This window comes from Pseudomonas sp. LBUM1662, from assembly GCF_059695915.1.
This window is the reverse complement of the sequence record NZ_CP166793.1, coordinates 88394-103261: the sequence shown is the minus strand read 5'-3', so window position 1 is coordinate 103261 and position 14868 is coordinate 88394. Positions and strand designations below refer to the sequence as shown.

The 14868-nt window shown below is 59.0% G+C and carries 18 protein-coding genes; 9 read left to right on the top strand and 9 right to left on the bottom strand.

Going from position 1 to position 14868, the window contains the following annotated elements; translation table 11 throughout:
• Together trpA and trpB are read right to left on the bottom strand one after the other, a co-directional pair.
• Nucleotides 1-813, bottom strand: a complete 813-nt coding sequence (gene trpA, locus ACA049_RS00510; protein WP_497332294.1) for a tryptophan synthase subunit alpha — start codon at nucleotides 811-813, stop codon at nucleotides 1-3.
• Nucleotides 813-2033, bottom strand: coding sequence for a tryptophan synthase subunit beta (gene trpB, locus ACA049_RS00505; RefSeq protein WP_497332292.1), 1221 nt, complete (start codon nucleotides 2031-2033; stop codon nucleotides 813-815). Before trpB ends, trpA begins: the two co-directional genes overlap by 1 nt.
• 112 nt (nucleotides 2034-2145) lie before the next feature.
• Here trpB and ACA049_RS00500 point away from each other — a divergent pair, with 112 nt between their 5' ends.
• On the top strand, nucleotides 2146-3063 hold the full coding sequence (locus ACA049_RS00500; protein WP_497332290.1) for a LysR family transcriptional regulator: 918 nt from the start codon (nucleotides 2146-2148) through the stop codon (nucleotides 3061-3063).
• Here ACA049_RS00500 and ACA049_RS00495 read toward each other — a convergent pair.
• Nucleotides 3036-3362 (bottom strand): ElaB/YgaM/YqjD family protein, encoded by a 327-nt coding sequence (locus ACA049_RS00495; protein WP_109627139.1) that lies wholly within the window; start codon nucleotides 3360-3362, stop codon nucleotides 3036-3038. The genes ACA049_RS00500 and ACA049_RS00495 overlap by 28 nt on opposite strands.
• Nucleotides 3363-3519: 157 nt before the next feature.
• On the opposite strand from ACA049_RS00495, the gene ACA049_RS00490 reads away from it, so the two are divergent.
• Both ACA049_RS00490 and ACA049_RS00485 read left to right on the top strand, forming a co-directional pair.
• On the top strand, nucleotides 3520-3735 hold the full coding sequence (locus ACA049_RS00490) for a dodecin (RefSeq protein WP_057011580.1): 216 nt from the start codon (nucleotides 3520-3522) through the stop codon (nucleotides 3733-3735).
• Nucleotides 3736-3858: 123 nt separating this feature from the next.
• Nucleotides 3859-4080, top strand: a complete 222-nt coding sequence (locus ACA049_RS00485) for a DUF1161 domain-containing protein (RefSeq protein WP_497332287.1) — start codon at nucleotides 3859-3861, stop codon at nucleotides 4078-4080.
• Nucleotides 4081-4148: 68 nt separating this feature from the next.
• On the opposite strand, the gene ACA049_RS00480 is transcribed toward ACA049_RS00485, so the two are convergent.
• Nucleotides 4149-5150 (bottom strand): LLM class flavin-dependent oxidoreductase, encoded by a 1002-nt coding sequence (locus ACA049_RS00480; protein WP_497332285.1) that lies wholly within the window; start codon nucleotides 5148-5150, stop codon nucleotides 4149-4151.
• 241 nt (nucleotides 5151-5391) lie between these two features.
• Between ACA049_RS00480 and ACA049_RS00475 the strand changes: the two genes are divergently transcribed.
• Nucleotides 5392-5823: an OsmC family protein gene (locus ACA049_RS00475; RefSeq protein WP_497332283.1), complete on the top strand. Its 432-nt coding sequence runs from the start codon at nucleotides 5392-5394 to the stop codon at nucleotides 5821-5823.
• 235 nt (nucleotides 5824-6058) lie between these two features.
• On the top strand, nucleotides 6059-6292 hold the full coding sequence (locus tag ACA049_RS00470) for a DUF1161 domain-containing protein (protein WP_462029437.1): 234 nt from the start codon (nucleotides 6059-6061) through the stop codon (nucleotides 6290-6292).
• Between the two features lie 6 nt (nucleotides 6293-6298).
• Here ACA049_RS00470 and ACA049_RS00465 read toward each other — a convergent pair whose 3' ends face one another.
• A complete protein-coding gene (locus tag ACA049_RS00465) occupies nucleotides 6299-6721 on the bottom strand; it encodes a PA0061/PA0062 family lipoprotein (protein ID WP_497332281.1) in 423 nt (140 codons plus the stop codon).
• 40 nt (nucleotides 6722-6761) lie between these two features.
• The gene (locus tag ACA049_RS00460; protein WP_497332279.1) at nucleotides 6762-7184 is read right to left on the bottom strand and encodes a PA0061/PA0062 family lipoprotein; all 423 of its coding nucleotides are present in this window, start codon (nucleotides 7182-7184) and stop codon (nucleotides 6762-6764) included.
• A gap of 60 nt (nucleotides 7185-7244) precedes the next feature.
• Between ACA049_RS00460 and ACA049_RS00455 the strand changes: the two genes are divergently transcribed.
• Complete coding sequence (locus ACA049_RS00455; protein WP_497332277.1) at nucleotides 7245-8321, top strand: aminopeptidase; 1077 nt, start codon at nucleotides 7245-7247, stop codon at nucleotides 8319-8321.
• A 103-nt stretch (nucleotides 8322-8424) separates the two neighbouring features.
• Here ACA049_RS00455 and ACA049_RS00450 read toward each other — a convergent pair whose 3' ends face one another.
• From ACA049_RS00450 to ACA049_RS00440, 3 genes are all read right to left on the bottom strand, one after another.
• The gene (locus ACA049_RS00450; protein ID WP_497332275.1) at nucleotides 8425-8883 is read right to left on the bottom strand and encodes an REP-associated tyrosine transposase; all 459 of its coding nucleotides are present in this window, start codon (nucleotides 8881-8883) and stop codon (nucleotides 8425-8427) included.
• Between the two features lie 175 nt (nucleotides 8884-9058).
• The gene (locus tag ACA049_RS00445; RefSeq protein WP_497332273.1) at nucleotides 9059-9709 is read right to left on the bottom strand and encodes an HAD family hydrolase; all 651 of its coding nucleotides are present in this window, start codon (nucleotides 9707-9709) and stop codon (nucleotides 9059-9061) included.
• A gap of 26 nt (nucleotides 9710-9735) precedes the next feature.
• Nucleotides 9736-10281, bottom strand: coding sequence for a gamma carbonic anhydrase family protein (locus ACA049_RS00440; RefSeq protein WP_497332271.1), 546 nt, complete (start codon nucleotides 10279-10281; stop codon nucleotides 9736-9738).
• A gap of 62 nt (nucleotides 10282-10343) precedes the next feature.
• On the opposite strand from ACA049_RS00440, the gene prlC reads away from it, so the two are divergent.
• From prlC to ACA049_RS00425, 3 genes are all read left to right on the top strand, one after another.
• On the top strand, nucleotides 10344-12422 hold the full coding sequence (prlC, locus tag ACA049_RS00435) for an oligopeptidase A (protein WP_497332269.1): 2079 nt from the start codon (nucleotides 10344-10346) through the stop codon (nucleotides 12420-12422).
• Nucleotides 12419-12706, top strand: a complete 288-nt coding sequence (locus ACA049_RS00430) for a YheV family putative zinc ribbon protein (protein WP_008152496.1) — start codon at nucleotides 12419-12421, stop codon at nucleotides 12704-12706. The genes prlC and ACA049_RS00430 overlap by 4 nt, the downstream gene beginning before the upstream one ends.
• Before the next feature lie 113 nt (nucleotides 12707-12819).
• Nucleotides 12820-14862, top strand: coding sequence for a M3 family metallopeptidase (locus tag ACA049_RS00425; RefSeq protein ID WP_497332267.1), 2043 nt, complete (start codon nucleotides 12820-12822; stop codon nucleotides 14860-14862).
• Nucleotides 14863-14868: the final 6 nt, after the last annotated feature.

Genomic DNA, 14868 nt, shown 5'->3' with positions numbered 1-14868 from the left:
TCAGCTGACGCGGGCCTTACGCACACCTTCAGCCAGCGCCGAGCAAAGACTCAGAACGCCATCAATCGCCTGTTCCGGCGTGGATGCATTGGCGATGTGATCGATCAATGCCGAACCCACCACCACACCATCGGCCAGACGCGCGATGGATGCCGCTTGCTCCGGTGTACGAATGCCGAAACCGATGCTGATCGGTAGGTCCGTATGCCGACGCAGACGGGCAACTGCCTCTTCAACATGCTCCAGCGTCGCCGCGCCCGCACCGGTCACACCGGCAACCGACACGTAGTAGACGAAACCGGAGCTGCCATTCAGAACGGTCGGCAAGCGCACGTCATCGGTGGTCGGCGTGGTCAGGCGGATGAAGTCCAGGCCTGCAGCCTGAGCCGGGTCGCACAGCTCACCGTTATGCTCCGGCGGCAGGTCGACCACGATCAAGCCGTCAACCCCGGCCTCTTTGGCATCGGCAATGAAACGTGGCACGCCGTACATGTGAATCGGGTTGAAGTACCCCATCAGCACCAGCGGCGTCTCGGTATTGCCTTCACGAAACTCGCGAACCATTTGCAGGGTTTTCGCCAGATTCTGTTTGGCGCCCAGTGCGCGGATGTTCGCCAGCTGAATGGCCGGGCCGTCCGCCATCGGGTCGGTGAAGGGCATGCCCAGCTCGATCACGTCGGCGCCAGCACCGGGCAAGCCTTTGAGGATCGCCAGGGAAGTGTCGTAGCTCGGGTCGCCGGCGGTGACGAAGGTCACCAGGGCGGCGCGATTCTGTTCCTTGAGTTCGGCAAAACGGGTTTGCAGGCGGCTCATCAGTGTTTCTCCTGCTGGGACTGTTCCATATGGTGCATCACGGTTTGCATATCTTTGTCGCCGCGGCCGGACAGGTTGACCACCATCAGGTGATCTTTCGGCAGGCTCGGTGCGCGTTTGAACACTTCAGCCAAGGCATGGGCGCTTTCCAGTGCCGGAATAATCCCTTCCAGACGGCAGCATTTGTGGAACGCGTCGAGGGCTTCGTCGTCAGTTACCGAGGTGTACTGAACGCGGCCGATATCATGCAACCAGGCGTGTTCAGGGCCGATGCCCGGATAATCGAGGCCGGCGGAAATCGAGTGAGCGTCGATGATCTGGCCATCGTCGTCCTGCAACAGGAAAGTACGGTTGCCGTGCAGCACGCCCGGAACACCACCGTTCAGGCTGGCAGCGTGCTTGCCGGTTTCGATGCCGTAACCGGCGGCTTCCACACCAATGATCTCGACGCTTTTGTCATCGAGGAACGGGTGGAACAGGCCCATGGCGTTGGAGCCGCCACCGATGCACGCCACCAGGCTGTCCGGCAGGCGACCTTCCTGGGCTTGCAGTTGATCGCGTGTTTCTTTGCCGATCACAGCCTGGAAGTCGCGAACCATGGCTGGGTACGGGTGCGGACCGGCGACAGTGCCGATCAGATAGAACGTGCTGTCAACGTTGGTCACCCAGTCGCGCAGCGCTTCGTTCATCGCGTCTTTCAGGGTACCGGTGCCGGCGACAACCGGAATCACTTCGGCGCCCAGCAATTTCATGCGGAAGACATTGGCCTGCTGACGTTCGATGTCAGTGGTGCCCATGTAGATCACGCAGTCCAGGCCGAAACGTGCAGCCACGGTCGCCGTCGCCACGCCGTGCATGCCGGCGCCGGTCTCGGCGATGATGCGTTTCTTGCCCATGCGCCGCGCCAGCAGAATCTGGCCGATGCAGTTGTTGATCTTGTGCGCGCCGGTGTGGTTCAGCTCTTCGCGCTTCAGGTAAATCTTTGCGCCGCCGCAGAATTCGGTCAGGCGTTCGGCGTAATACAACGGGCTTGGACGTCCGACGTAGTCGCGCTGGAAGTAGGCCAATTCTTCTTTGAACGCCGGATCTTCCTTGGCCAATTCGTATTCACGGGCCAGGTCGAGGATCAACGGCATCAGGGTTTCGGCGACGTAACGGCCGCCGAACGAGCCAAACAGGCCGTTGGCGTCGGGGCCGTTGCGCAGATTAGTCTGGGTCATGGGTCGCTCCATCAGGATTCGTGAGATGACAATGACGGTCACTCTACCCCTGACGCCCCAGCCTGAAAACCGATAAGATCGCCACAACCTGTCAGGAAAACTCACAGATCCCATGAGCCACGACCTTCCCCCGCTGAACGCCCTTCGCGCCTTCGAAGCCACGGCACGGCTGAACAGCGTCAGTCAGGCTGCCGAACAGCTGCACGTTACTCATGGCGCAGTCAGCCGACAACTCAAGGTGCTTGAAGAACACTTGGGCGTGAGCCTGTTCATCAAGGAGGGGCGCGGCCTTAAACTCACAGATGCCGGCGTTCGTCTGCGTGATGCCAGCGGAGAAGCCTTTGAGCGTCTGCGAACGGTTTGCGCGGAGTTGACCCAAAGCACCGCCGACGCGCCGTTTGTCCTGGGTTGCTCGGGCAGTTTGTTGGCGCGCTGGTTTATTCCACGCCTGGGACGGCTGAATGCGGACCTGCCGGACCTGCGCCTGCACCTGTCGGCCGGGGAAGGCGATCTCGATCCGCGTCGGCCAGGGCTGGATGCCTTGCTGGTGTTTGCCGAACCGCCATGGCCGGCGGACATGCAAGTCTATGAATTGGCCAGCGAACGAATCGGCCCGGTGATGAGCCCACGCTTCGCCGGTTATGAAAGGCTCCAAGATGCGCCGGCCACAGCGTTATTGAACGAACCCTTGCTACACACCACGTCGCGCCCGCAAGCCTGGCCGAGTTGGGCACAGCAAAACGGCCTCGACGCCAAGGCGTTGAAGTACGGTCAGGGTTTTGAGCATTTGTATTATTTGCTGGAAGCTGCAGTGGCGGGCCTGGGAGTGGCAATTGCACCGGAACCGCTGGTCGCCGAGGATTTGAAGGCCGGTCGCCTGGTTGCACCTTGGGGATTCAGTGAAACCCCGGCGCAACTGGCGTTGTGGCTACCCAAGCGCGCCGCGGACGGGCGCGCTCGGCAGTTGGCGCAGTGGCTCAAGGCTGAACTGCGCCAGACTGATCAGTCGCCGCGTTTGAACAGCAGATAAGCCGCGAGCAGACCCAAAGCCCCCACAGCAACGCCCGCTGTAGTCCAAGGGTGTTCCTGGGCGTAGTCCCGAGTCGCGATCCCGGTTTCGCGGGTTTTGACTTTGACTTCTTCGTAGGCATCGCTGAGCAGATGACGCGAATGTTTCAGCGCGTTCTCGGCGTTGCCTTTCAACACTTTGAGTGTTTTACGCGACTCGTCCGAAGCGTCGTCTTTCAGATTTTCCAAAGATTTCAGCAGACTCTCGATCTCGGCTTCCATGCTTTGCAATGAGGCTTTACGTAAAGAGGTGTTGGCCATGGTGGCTCTCCTTCATTGATGATGAGTAGCGTGTGTTGGTTGGGACTTCATGGGTTTGAGAAAGTGCAGTAAATCTGAACTTCTGCGTTGCATTAGCCGACAGAAGTAATACGAAAAATCACTGCTAGGCTGTATTTCACACCCTGAGGAGAACGCCATGACTGACCATCACACCTATAAGAAAGTCGAGCTTGTCGGCTCGTCCACCACCAGCATCGAAGACGCCATCAACAACGCGCTGGCCGAAGCCAATAAAAGCATCAAGCACCTGGAATGGTTTGAAGTGACCGAAACCCGCGGACACATCAAGGACGGCAAGGCCGCCCACTTTCAAGTGACGCTCAAAGTCGGGTTCCGGATTGCCAGCAGCTGAGTTTGAGCTAGTCTCCTGAACTTGCGCGCTGGCCGAGTGCCATAGGGAAATGGCAAAGCGCAACATGAGTGCCTCCGGCTGATGGCTGGATGCTCCCTTTGATCCGACGAGGGAATGCGACAGATGAAGCATTTTATTTTAGCGGTAGGTTTATTGAGCCTTGCGGGAACAGCCTTTGCTGACGGCAAGTCGTGCGAAGAACTGAAAGCCGAAATCGCAGCGAAACTTGATGCCAAGGGCGTTGCCGGCTATTCACTGGAAATCCTCGATAAAGGCGCTGAGGCCGGCGGGAAAGTCGTCGGTACCTGTGAAAAGGGCACCAAGGTCATCGTCTACACGAAGTAGGCCGAATCCTGCGCAAATCAAAAAGCCGACGCAATGCGTCGGCTTTTTTGTGTGGCCACGCCTGAGCCTCAGCCCTTCATGACCTGCGCCAGCAGCTCGTACGAATGCACGCGATCTGCATGTTCGTACAGGTCGCAGGTGAAAATCAGCTCGTCTGCCTGGGTCTGCTCGACCAGCACCTCAAGCTTGGCGCGGATTTTCTGCGGGCTGCCCACCATCGCCAGGCCGAGGAAATCGCCGACGGCTTCCTTCTCGTGTGGAAGCCACAGGCCATCCATGGTTTTCACCGGTGGACGCTGCACCAGGCTTTGGCCACGCATCAACGCCAGGATGCGCTGATAGACCGATGTCGCCAGGTAATCCGCCTGTTCGTCAGTGTCAGCGGCGACCAGCGGCACGCCGAGCATCACATACGGTTTATCCAGCACCGCCGAAGGCTTGAAGTGATTGCGGTAGACGCGAATCGCCTCATGCATGAAGCGCGGTGCGAAATGGGAAGCGAAGGCGTAGGGCAAACCGCGCTCACCGGCCAGTTGAGCACTGAACAGGCTAGAGCCCAACAACCAGACCGGGACGTTGGTGCCGGTACCCGGCATCGCAATGATCCGCTGGTCCGGCGTGCGCGGGCCGAGGTAACGCATCAGCTCAGTAACGTCTTCCGGAAACTCGTCGGCGCTGCCGGAACGTTCGCGGCGCAAGGCGCGGGCGGTCATTTGATCGGAACCGGGCGCGCGGCCCAGGCCCAGATCGATCCGGCCTGGATACAGGCTTTCGAGGGTGCCGAATTGCTCCGCGATCACCAGCGGCGCGTGGTTGGGCAGCATCACACCGCCGGAGCCGACACGAATGGTCGACGTGCCACCCGCCAGGTAGCCGAGCAGTACCGAAGTGGCGGAGCTGGCGATGCCGTCCATGTTGTGGTGTTCGGCAACCCAGAAGCGGTTGTAGCCGAATTTTTCGACATGCTGCGCCAGGTCCAGCGAATTACGCAGCGACTGGGCCGCGCTGCCGTTCTCTCGCACGGGCACCAGATCAAGGGTCGAGAACTTGATATCGGACAGTCGTTTCATAAGCCTGCTTCTCCAATGGTGAGCGCAGGTTTTTCTTGCGAACGAAAACCTGCCGAATCTATAAGCGTGTTTCATGCAATGAGGGCATATACCCGAGTTTCAATAGCCAAGGGAAAAAAACCTACGAAAACGGTAGGACTAATCAGATCAGGTGAACTTTGCACCGCCGTCTATCCTCAGAACCCTAGCAACCGAAAACCACGAAGGTGCGACGTTCGCACCGGATCTTGAGGAGGCAGACATGGCTATTACGAAGAAAGCATCGGCTCATTGGGAAGGTGACCTGAAAACCGGTATCGGCTCGATCTCCACTGAAACCGGTGTGCTCAGAGAAGCGCCCTACGGCTTCAAGGCGCGCTTCGAAGGCGGTAAAGGCACCAATCCGGAAGAGCTGATCGGCGCGGCCCACGCGGGCTGTTTCTCCATGGCGTTTTCGATGATTCTGGGCGATGCCGGGCTCAAGGCTGACAGCATCGATACCAATGCTGAAGTGACTTTGGATCAGGTCGACGGTGGTTTTGCGATCACGGCGGTGAAATTGATCCTGAAGGCGAAAATCCCCGGGGCAACTCAGGCGCAGTTCGAAGAGCTGAGCAACAAGGCCAAAGAAGGCTGCCCGGTGTCCAAAGTGCTGAATGCGAAGATCAGCCTGGATGCGACGTTGGTCAACTGATCATCAGGCGCTGAATGGACTTACGCCTTCGCGAGCAAGCCCGCTCCCACCTTTGGAATGTTCAACATGTGGGAGCGGGCTTGCTCGCGAAGGCGATTTTGTATGCGACACCCTCCCAACGGCTAAACCTGCGCTTTGTGAGCGATGTCAGAACTCGCTTTGCCAAACTGTGGTCGAATAAATGACAGCAGCTGAAACGCAGTCCCCTGCGCGCTGCCTCAATGGAGCTTCAACCATGAAACGTTTTGCCTTGGCGATTATCTGTTGCGCGCTGGCCACATCGGCCCTGGCGGCACCGAAATCCTGTGAAGAACTCAAGGCCGAGATCGAGGCCAAGATCCAGGCCAATAACGTCTCGTCCTACACCCTGGAAATCGTCACCAATGACGAAGTACACGATCAGAACATGGTCGTCGGCAGCTGCGAAAACGGCAGCAAAAAAATCATCTACCAGAAAAACGACCGCTGATTCACCTCACGGGACGCAATAGGCCTGCCGATCTTCAGCGACGATCTCGCGTTTGGCGTTGAACAATCGGGCCCCGGGGGTGAACGCTATCGAGCGGCCCTCCAGCACATAGCGCTGGCCGGCTTCGAAATGATCGTAATTGACGGTCAGGTAGCACAGCCGCTCCACCGGTGAGCTCATCATGCCCATGCCGCCACCACCGGGCACTTCAAAGTCGAATCTGACCACCAGTTCATGGCTGCCGGGCGTCACCTGGAAAAAACGCCCGTCGCGCATTCGCTGTTTGTCCAGGCGCTCGGCCATCAGCAATTTATCGTTGGGAAATGGCGTCGAGAACTCGATCCAGGCCATCTGCGGGTTTACCGCCGGTAACGGACTCTGGCAGCCAGCAACCACACTTGCCGCGAGCAACAGCATCAACCTGCGCATGATGAATGTCCCAAAGAAGTTTCATTCAGCATAACGCTGATCAGCTGCGTTGGCAGCCCGCCGGTGTGCCTTGGCCAATCACTTTTCGTTGTTGGTCGTAGAGCTTTGCCCACGGCCGGAAGCCGATATTCCCCGCTTGCAGTTGATACCGCTGACCGGCGTTGAAGTCGTTGAATTTCACATTCAGCTGGCAGTCACGCCATAGCGGTTCGGCGTCGGGCCCGATGTTGGTGGGCGCAACCGGGAACTGGTAACGCACCGTCAGCTCATGACTGCCCGGATGAACTTCGAAATAACGCTTGTCGGTGGAGGCCTTGTCATCGACTTCCAGCGCTTGCAGTGCGGTGTCTTCTTGCTGTGAATCCAGCTCGATCCACGCTTGCGACGGATCATGGTGAGGCAATCCGAATCCGGCACAGCCGGTCAGCATCAATAAGCCTCCCGTCAGCATCAATTTGCGCATAGCGGAGCTCCAGTCAGGCGGGATAGTCTTGCGGGCAGACTCTCCAGGGATGATTTTATTTTGATCAGGCCGCTTCCAAGCCTTGGGTTACTTGATCGCGTTTTACGGATTTTGTTTCCGGGTGTGTTGTTTTTATTGCTCAGCGGCTGCGCCGGCGTTAGCTATTACAGCCAATTGGCCAGTGGTCAGCTGCACCTGCTACGGGCCAGGGAGCCGGTGGCCGAGGTGCTGGCCGATCCGTCTCGTGATCCGATGCTGCGTGCGCATCTGGCACAGTCGCAAAAGGCCCGGACATTCGCCAGCCAACAGCTGCATCTGCCGGATAACCAGAGCTACCGTCTTTATGCCGACATTGGCCGACCGTTCGTGGTCTGGAACGTCTTCGCCACGCCGGAATTTTCCCTGACACCGCAAAACCATTGCTTCCCCATCGCCGGTTGCGTTGCCTATCGCGGTTATTACAGCCAGGGTGCTGCTCGCGGTGAGGCTGCCTTGCAGCGTTTGCAAGGTATGGACGTATCGATTGGTGGCGTCGAGGCCTATTCGACGCTCGGCTGGTTCAACGATCCGATTCTCAGTTCAATGATGGGCTGGGGCGACGAGCGGCTGGCGACGCTGATCTTCCACGAACTCGCCCATCAGCGCTTTTATGTGAAGGACGACACCGAGTTCAACGAGTCTTTCGCCACCTTCGTCGAACAGGAAGGCACCCGGCAATGGCGCGCATCGCGCGGCCTGATGCTGGACAATGGTGCGCAGGCGCAGCAGCGTGACCAGTTCATTCAGTTGGTTCTGGACACTCGCACGCGGCTTGAAAAACTCTACGCCCTGCCACTGCCCACCCACCCGATGCGCCAACGCAAAGCGGCGGAGTTCGAACGCTTGCGAAGTGAATATCGACAACTGCGCGACAGCCGCTGGGCTGGGGATAAACGCTACGACGCGTGGATCAACGCGCCGATGAACAATGCCCGGTTGTTGCCGTTTGGGTTGTATGACCAATGGGTGCCGGCGTTTGCGACGTTGTTCAGGCAGGTGGGTGGGAATTGGGTGAAGTTTTATGCGGCCGTCGAACAGCTTGGTGCGTTGCCGGTTGGGGAGCGCAAGATGGCTTTGAAGACATTGGCGGGTACATAAAGCTTCAGTGGCTACGCGAGCCTCTTCGCGGGCAAGCCTCGCTCCTACAGGGTCTTTATTGCTTTTGTAGGAGCGAGGCTTGCCCGCGAAGGCGTTTTCAACTTCACAACCAGATCGCATCCCACAGCGGATAATCTCCGACCTTCTCGACCAAGCCAGCTCGCAACGGATTGGCGACGATGTAGCGAGCAACCGCCTGTAGATCCTCTTCCTTCCGAATGGCGCGATCGTGATAGCCATGTTGCCAAACCGGACCTTGGCGGCCTGCCGAGCGATTAAGCGTTACAGCGATGCGTGATTTGGTTCGAGCCATCAACTTGGGTAGCTGAGCATTCTGTAAATCGATCAGCCAATGGAAATGATCAGGCATGACGACCCAGGCCAGTGACGTCGCGAACCCTTCTTGCTCAGCAGCTCTCAGGGCATCTACTACCAATCGCCCACTCTTGAAGTCACGGAATAATGGTTCTCGGTTCAGAACGACCGAGGTCAGCAAGTAAATCTGTCCGGACTCCGAATATCGTCCAGTGCGCAATCGATGAGCATGTTTTAGCTCTGACATTGATGATCCTCCTTGATCGTGGCCACAGACTTTGAGCCTAGGACGATTAGAAGGGACTTAGGTGCTAACTGTTGCTCAGGATATGTCAGGGCGGGCCTCTTCGCGGGCAAGCCTCGCTCCTACGGGATCTACGTTGCTTTTGTAGGAGCGAGGCTTGCCCGCGAAGGCGTACTGATCAGCGCTGCAAAAACGCCTGATGCATCTCATCCAGCGTTTCAAAGTGATAAGCCGGCGCTTCTGCGCTCAATTCTTCCCGGCTGCCGAATCCATAACCCACTGCCGCCGCATCCAGCCCGTTGCTGCGCGCGCCGATCAGGTCGTGTTTGCGGTCGCCGATCATCAGGGTGTTGGCCGGGTCCAGGCCTTCTTCTGCGATCAAGTGGGCAATCAACTCGACTTTGTTGGTGCGCGTCCCGTCCAGTTCGCTGCCATAGATCACCTTGAAGTGCCTGGCGAAGTCGAAGTGCCGGGCGATTTCCCGGGCGAACACCCACGGCTTGGAGGTTGCGATGTACAACTGTCGCCCTTGCCCGCTGAGGGTTTCCAGCAACGGTGTGACGCCGTCGAACACACGGTTCTCGTAGAGGCCGGTGACCTTGAAGCGTTCGCGGTAGAAGTTCACCGCTTCCCAGGCCTTGGGCTCGTCGAAGTCGTAGAACTGCATGAACGCCTGCAACAACGGCGGGCCGATGAAGTGTTCGAGTTTGGTCAGGTCGGGCTCATCAATCCCCAGTTTGCTCAGGGCGAACTGGATCGAACGGGTGATGCCCTCGCGCGGGTCGGTCAAGGTGCCATCGAGGTCGAACAGTACGGTTTGGTAATGCATGTTGAATCCTGAATAAGGGCGAAGGCTCAGAGCTGGTCGTAGCCTTCAGCCAGGTGCAAATTCTTGAGCTTCACGTAGTTCGCCGCGCTGTAGGTGAAAAAGGCGCTTTCCTTGTCCGTCAGCGGGCGAATTTGTTTCACCGGGCTACCGACATAAAGGAAGCCGCTTTCCAGACGCTTGCCCGGCGGCACCAGGCTGCCGGCGCCGACAATCACATCGTCTTCGATGACCGCACCGTCCATCACGATGCTGCCCATGCCGATCAGAATCCGGTTGCCGACAGTGCAGCCATGCAGCATGACCTTGTGAGCGATGGTCACGTCGTCGCCGATCAAGCACGGAAAGCCATCGGGATTGAACGGCCCGGCATGAGTAATGTGCAGCACGCAGCCATCCTGGACACTGGTGCGCGCACCGATACGGATGCGGTGCATGTCGCCACGAATCACCGTCAGCGGCCAGACAGAGCTGTCTTCGCCGATTTCGACGTCGCCGATCACCACCGCCGAGCCGTCGACAAAGGCGCCTTTGCCCAGCAGCGGCGTGTGGTTCTGATACTTGCGAAGATTCACGATAGGGTTTCTCTCTGTTGCTGATAGCTGCGGTGAACGTCGATTGTAATTAAGATGGCCGCATGTTTCTTCCAGCCAAGGTGCCAACCGTGAGCGTGAACAACCCTCTTTTGCAGTCCTACGACCTGCCGCCGTTCTCGGCGATCCGTGCCGAACACGTGCAACCGGCCATTGACCAGATCCTGGCTGACAACCGTGCCGCCATTATCGAGATCCTCGACAGCCAGGGCAAACAACCGACCTGGGCCGGTCTTGTGCTGGCGATGGACGAACTGAACGATCGTCTGGGCGCGGCCTGGAGCCCGGTCAGCCACCTCAATGCCGTGTGCAACAGCGCTGAATTGCGCGAAGCCTACGAGTCCTGCCTGCCGGCCTTGAGCGCCTACTCCACCGAACTGGGCCAGAACCGCGCGTTGTTCGAGGCCTTCGAAGCCTTGGCGAACAGCCCGGAAGCCGCCGGTTTCGACGTGGCGCAAAAAACTATCCTGGAACATGCCCTGCGAGACTTCCGTCTGTCGGGTATTGACCTGCCGGAAGCCGAACAGAAGCGCTACGCCGAAGTGCAGAGCAAATTGTCGGAGCTGGGCAGCCGCTTCTCCAACCAGCTGCTCGACGCGACGCAAGCCTGGACCAAACACGTGACCGAAGAAGCCGCCCTCGCCGGCCTCACCGATTCGGCCAAGGCGCAAATGGCCGCCGCAGCCCAGGCCAAAGGTCTGGAAGGCTTCCTGATCACCCTGGAATTCCCGAGCTACTACGCGGTGATGACCTACGCCCAGGACCGCGCCTTGCGCGAAGAAGTCTACGCCGCCTACTGCACCCGTGCGTCGGACCAAGGCCCGAACGCCGGTCAGAACGACAACGGTCCGGTCATGGAAGAAATCCTCGACCTGCGCCAGGAACTGGCCAAGCTGCTTGGCTTCGCCAGTTTCTCGGAACTGAGCCTGGCCACCAAAATGGCCGAATCCAGCGATCAGGTGCTGGGTTTCCTGCGCGACCTGGCCAAACGCAGCAAACCGTTCGCCGCCCAGGACCTGGAACAGCTCAAGGCCTACGCCGCCGAACAAGGCTGCCCGGACCTGCAAAGCTGGGACAGCGGTTTCTACGGTGAAAAGCTTCGCGAACAACGTTACAGCGTGGCCCAGGAAGCACTGCGCGCCTACTTCCCGATCGACAAAGTGCTGGGCGGCCTGTTCGCTATCGTCCAACGCCTGTACGGCATCGAGATCGCCGAACTGAAAGGTTTCGACGCCTGGCACCCGGATGTTCGCCTGTTCGAGATCAAGGAAAACGGCCAGCACGTCGGCCGCTTCTTCTTTGACCTCTATGCTCGCGCCAACAAGCGTGGCGGTGCCTGGATGGACGGCGCCCGCGACCGTCGCCGCACCATCAGCGGCGTGCTGCAAAGCCCGGTGGCCAATCTGGTGTGCAACTTCACCCCGGCCGACAGCGGCAAACCTGCCCTGCTGACCCACGATGAAGTCACCACCCTGTTCCACGAATTCGGTCATGGCCTGCATCACCTGCTGACTCGCGTCGAGCATGCTGGCGTGTCCGGCATCAACGGCGTGGCCTGGGATGCGGTCGAGCTGCCAAGCCAGTTCATGGAAAACTGGTGCTGGGAGCCGGAAGGCCTCGCGCTGATCTCCGGTCACTACGAAACCGGTGAGCCACTGCCACAAGACCTGCTGGAAAAAATGCTCGCGGCGAAGAACTTCCAGTCCGGCCTGATGATGGTCCGTCAGCTGGAGTTCTCGCTGTTCGACTTCGACCTGCACGCCACCCATGGCGACGGCCGCAGCGTGGCGCAAGTGCTCGAAGGCGTGCGCGACGAGGTCTCGGTGATGCGTCCTCCGGCCTACAACCGCTTCCCGAACAGCTTCGCCCACATCTTCGCCGGCGGTTACGCGGCGGGTTACTACAGCTACAAGTGGGCTGAAGTGCTGTCGGCCGACGCCTTCTCGAAGTTCGAAGAAGACGGCGTGCTCAATGCCGAAACAGGTCGCGCGTTCCGCGAAGCGATCCTGGCGCGCGGCGGCTCTCAGGAACCCATGGTGCTGTTCGTCGACTTCCGTGGCCGTGCGCCATCGATTGACGCACTCTTGCGCCATAGCGGCCTGAGTGAGGACGCAGCAGCATGAGTGAGGGTCCTGTGATCACGAAAAAGCGCTTTATCGCCGGGGCGGTCTGTCCGGCATGCAGCGAGCCGGACAAATTGATGATGTGGAACGAAGACGAGGTCCCGCATCGCGAATGCGTGGCCTGCGGTTATTCGGACACGCTCAATGAACAAGGTCTGTCGGTGCCCAAGGAATTGGGCACGCGGGTCAACACCTCGGCACTGAAGGTGCCGGACGCCAAGGTTCAGGCGGTGCAGTTCTTCCCGAACCCGAAGCTCAAGAAGAAACCTGACGAACAACACTGAGTCAGCCACCACCTTCCACCCTTTGACGGGGTGGCAGGTGGTATCTATTTACCACCCTTCCCCTGCGCTTCCTCCTTAGGCTGATTCCTTCAGACCTATTCAAGGAAGACGCCATGCCTGACACCAATCCGCTGCTGCAGCACTGGGACCTGCCGCCCTGGACGGACATCCGTGCCGAGCATCTGGTGCCCGCCATCAACACCCTTATTGCCGAAAACCGCCAGGCTATTGCCGGGATTATTGCGAGCCAATCCGCGATCCCGAACTGGGACGATCTGGTACTGGACGTTGATGAAACCGATGCGCGCCTCGATGAGGTCATGGGCATCATCGAAACCCTTTCAACGGTGAAACATGAGGGCAAGACTTGGGACGTGGCCAGCGAGATTTGCAGCGATGCCGCCGCGCAGTACACCTCTGAGAAGCTGAGTAATCACGCACTGTTCCGGGCTTATCAACGGCTGGCGCAAAGCCCGGCGGCGGTGAATTACGATGAGCCGCGCAAAGCGGTTTTGAACAAGATTCTGCGCAGGTTTCGCTTGTCCGGCATCGACTTGCCCATCGAACAACAGCAGAAACTCGCACGGCTCAATCGCGACATCGGTGTGTTGCAAAGCTTGTTCCTGACCAACCTGGAACGCGCCAGCGCAGCCTGGAGCAAACGCATCGACGACGTCACGCAACTGCACGGGTTGTCCGCGTCGACCCTGGAGCGTCTCGCGCTCAATGCAACACAGGCGGGGCATGAAGGCTGGCTGATGCGTCTGGACCAGGACACCTGCACGCAAGTCATGGCCTATGCCGAAGACCGAGCCCTGCGCGAAGAATACTTTGTCGCCTACTCCACACGGGCTTCCGATCAAGGCCCGCACGACGGGCAATTCGATAATGCTCCGGTGCTGGAGCTGCTGTTGTCGCTACGTCACCAGAAAGCCAGGTTGCTTGGCTATGAGAATTTCGCGCAACTCAGCCTGGTGACGGAAATGGCCGAATCCACCGAGCAAGTCACCGGTTTCCTGCGTCGGCAAATCGTCCAGGCGACACCGAGCTTCGAGAAGGATGCACAGGAACTGAAGGCGTTTGCGCTTGAGCGCGGCATGACAGAGGTCCAGCCTTGGGATCACGAGTTTCTCGCCGAACAACTGCGCCAGCAACGTCTCGGCGAAGCGCTGAAAAATCTGCGAGCGTACTTTCCACTGGACGGGACATTGCAGCGGCTCTGCCTGTTCAGCGAACGCATGTTCGGCATCCAGATCGTCGAACAGTCAGTCTTCAGCCGCTGGCATGACAGTGTGCGCCTGTTTGAAATCAGCGAGCATGGGCTGGTGATCGGGCATATTTACCTCGACCCATTTCATCGCAATGAAGCGCCGGACTTTGCCTGGACCGCCACGCGACGTAACCGACGGATCGATGCCGAAGGTCAATTGACGCTGCCGATCGCCGTGCTTCATGGCAACTTCACGCCTGGCAATGCCGAGCATCCCTGCCTCCTCGCCCATCATGACCTGCGCGTTTTGTTCCATGAGTTCGGTCATTGCCTGCAGCACATACTGACGCGCTCGCCTCACCATCGCCTGTCAGGAATTACTCAGCTGGGACGCGATACGGCGGAGTTCACCGGGCAACTGTTCGAGCTTTGGTGCCTGTCAGGGGAGTTTCTGCTGTGGCTGGCCGCTCACCACCAGACCGGCGAGCGCCTGACCGAGGTGCGCGTCGACGCAGCGCTGGCAGCCATTCACGCCCAGACCAGTCGGCAAACCGCTGAACTGTTAATGGCCGCATTGTTCGACTTTGAATTGCATCGCAGCCAAGGTGACGGTCGCAGCGTCGCGCAAATCTTCGACGACGTGCTGCGTGAAATTCCTCATCTGCAACCGCCGCCCCCTAGTAGATTCGCCAACAGTTTCGATTACATGGTGACGGGGTACGCGGCTTCGGTTTATGCCTATAAATGGTCGGGCGTACTGGCGACCGAAGCGTTCAAACGGTTTCAGCAGGACTGGGTGTTCAACCCGCAAACCGGCAAGGCCTTTCGCGAAGCCTTTTTTTCACCCGGTGATTCGCGCTCACTGCTGGTCGCCCTGGAAGAATTCCTCGGGCGGCCGATTGCCGACACTGTCTTCGCGACTGCATCAGCCGTCGCTGCCCGTTGAACCGAT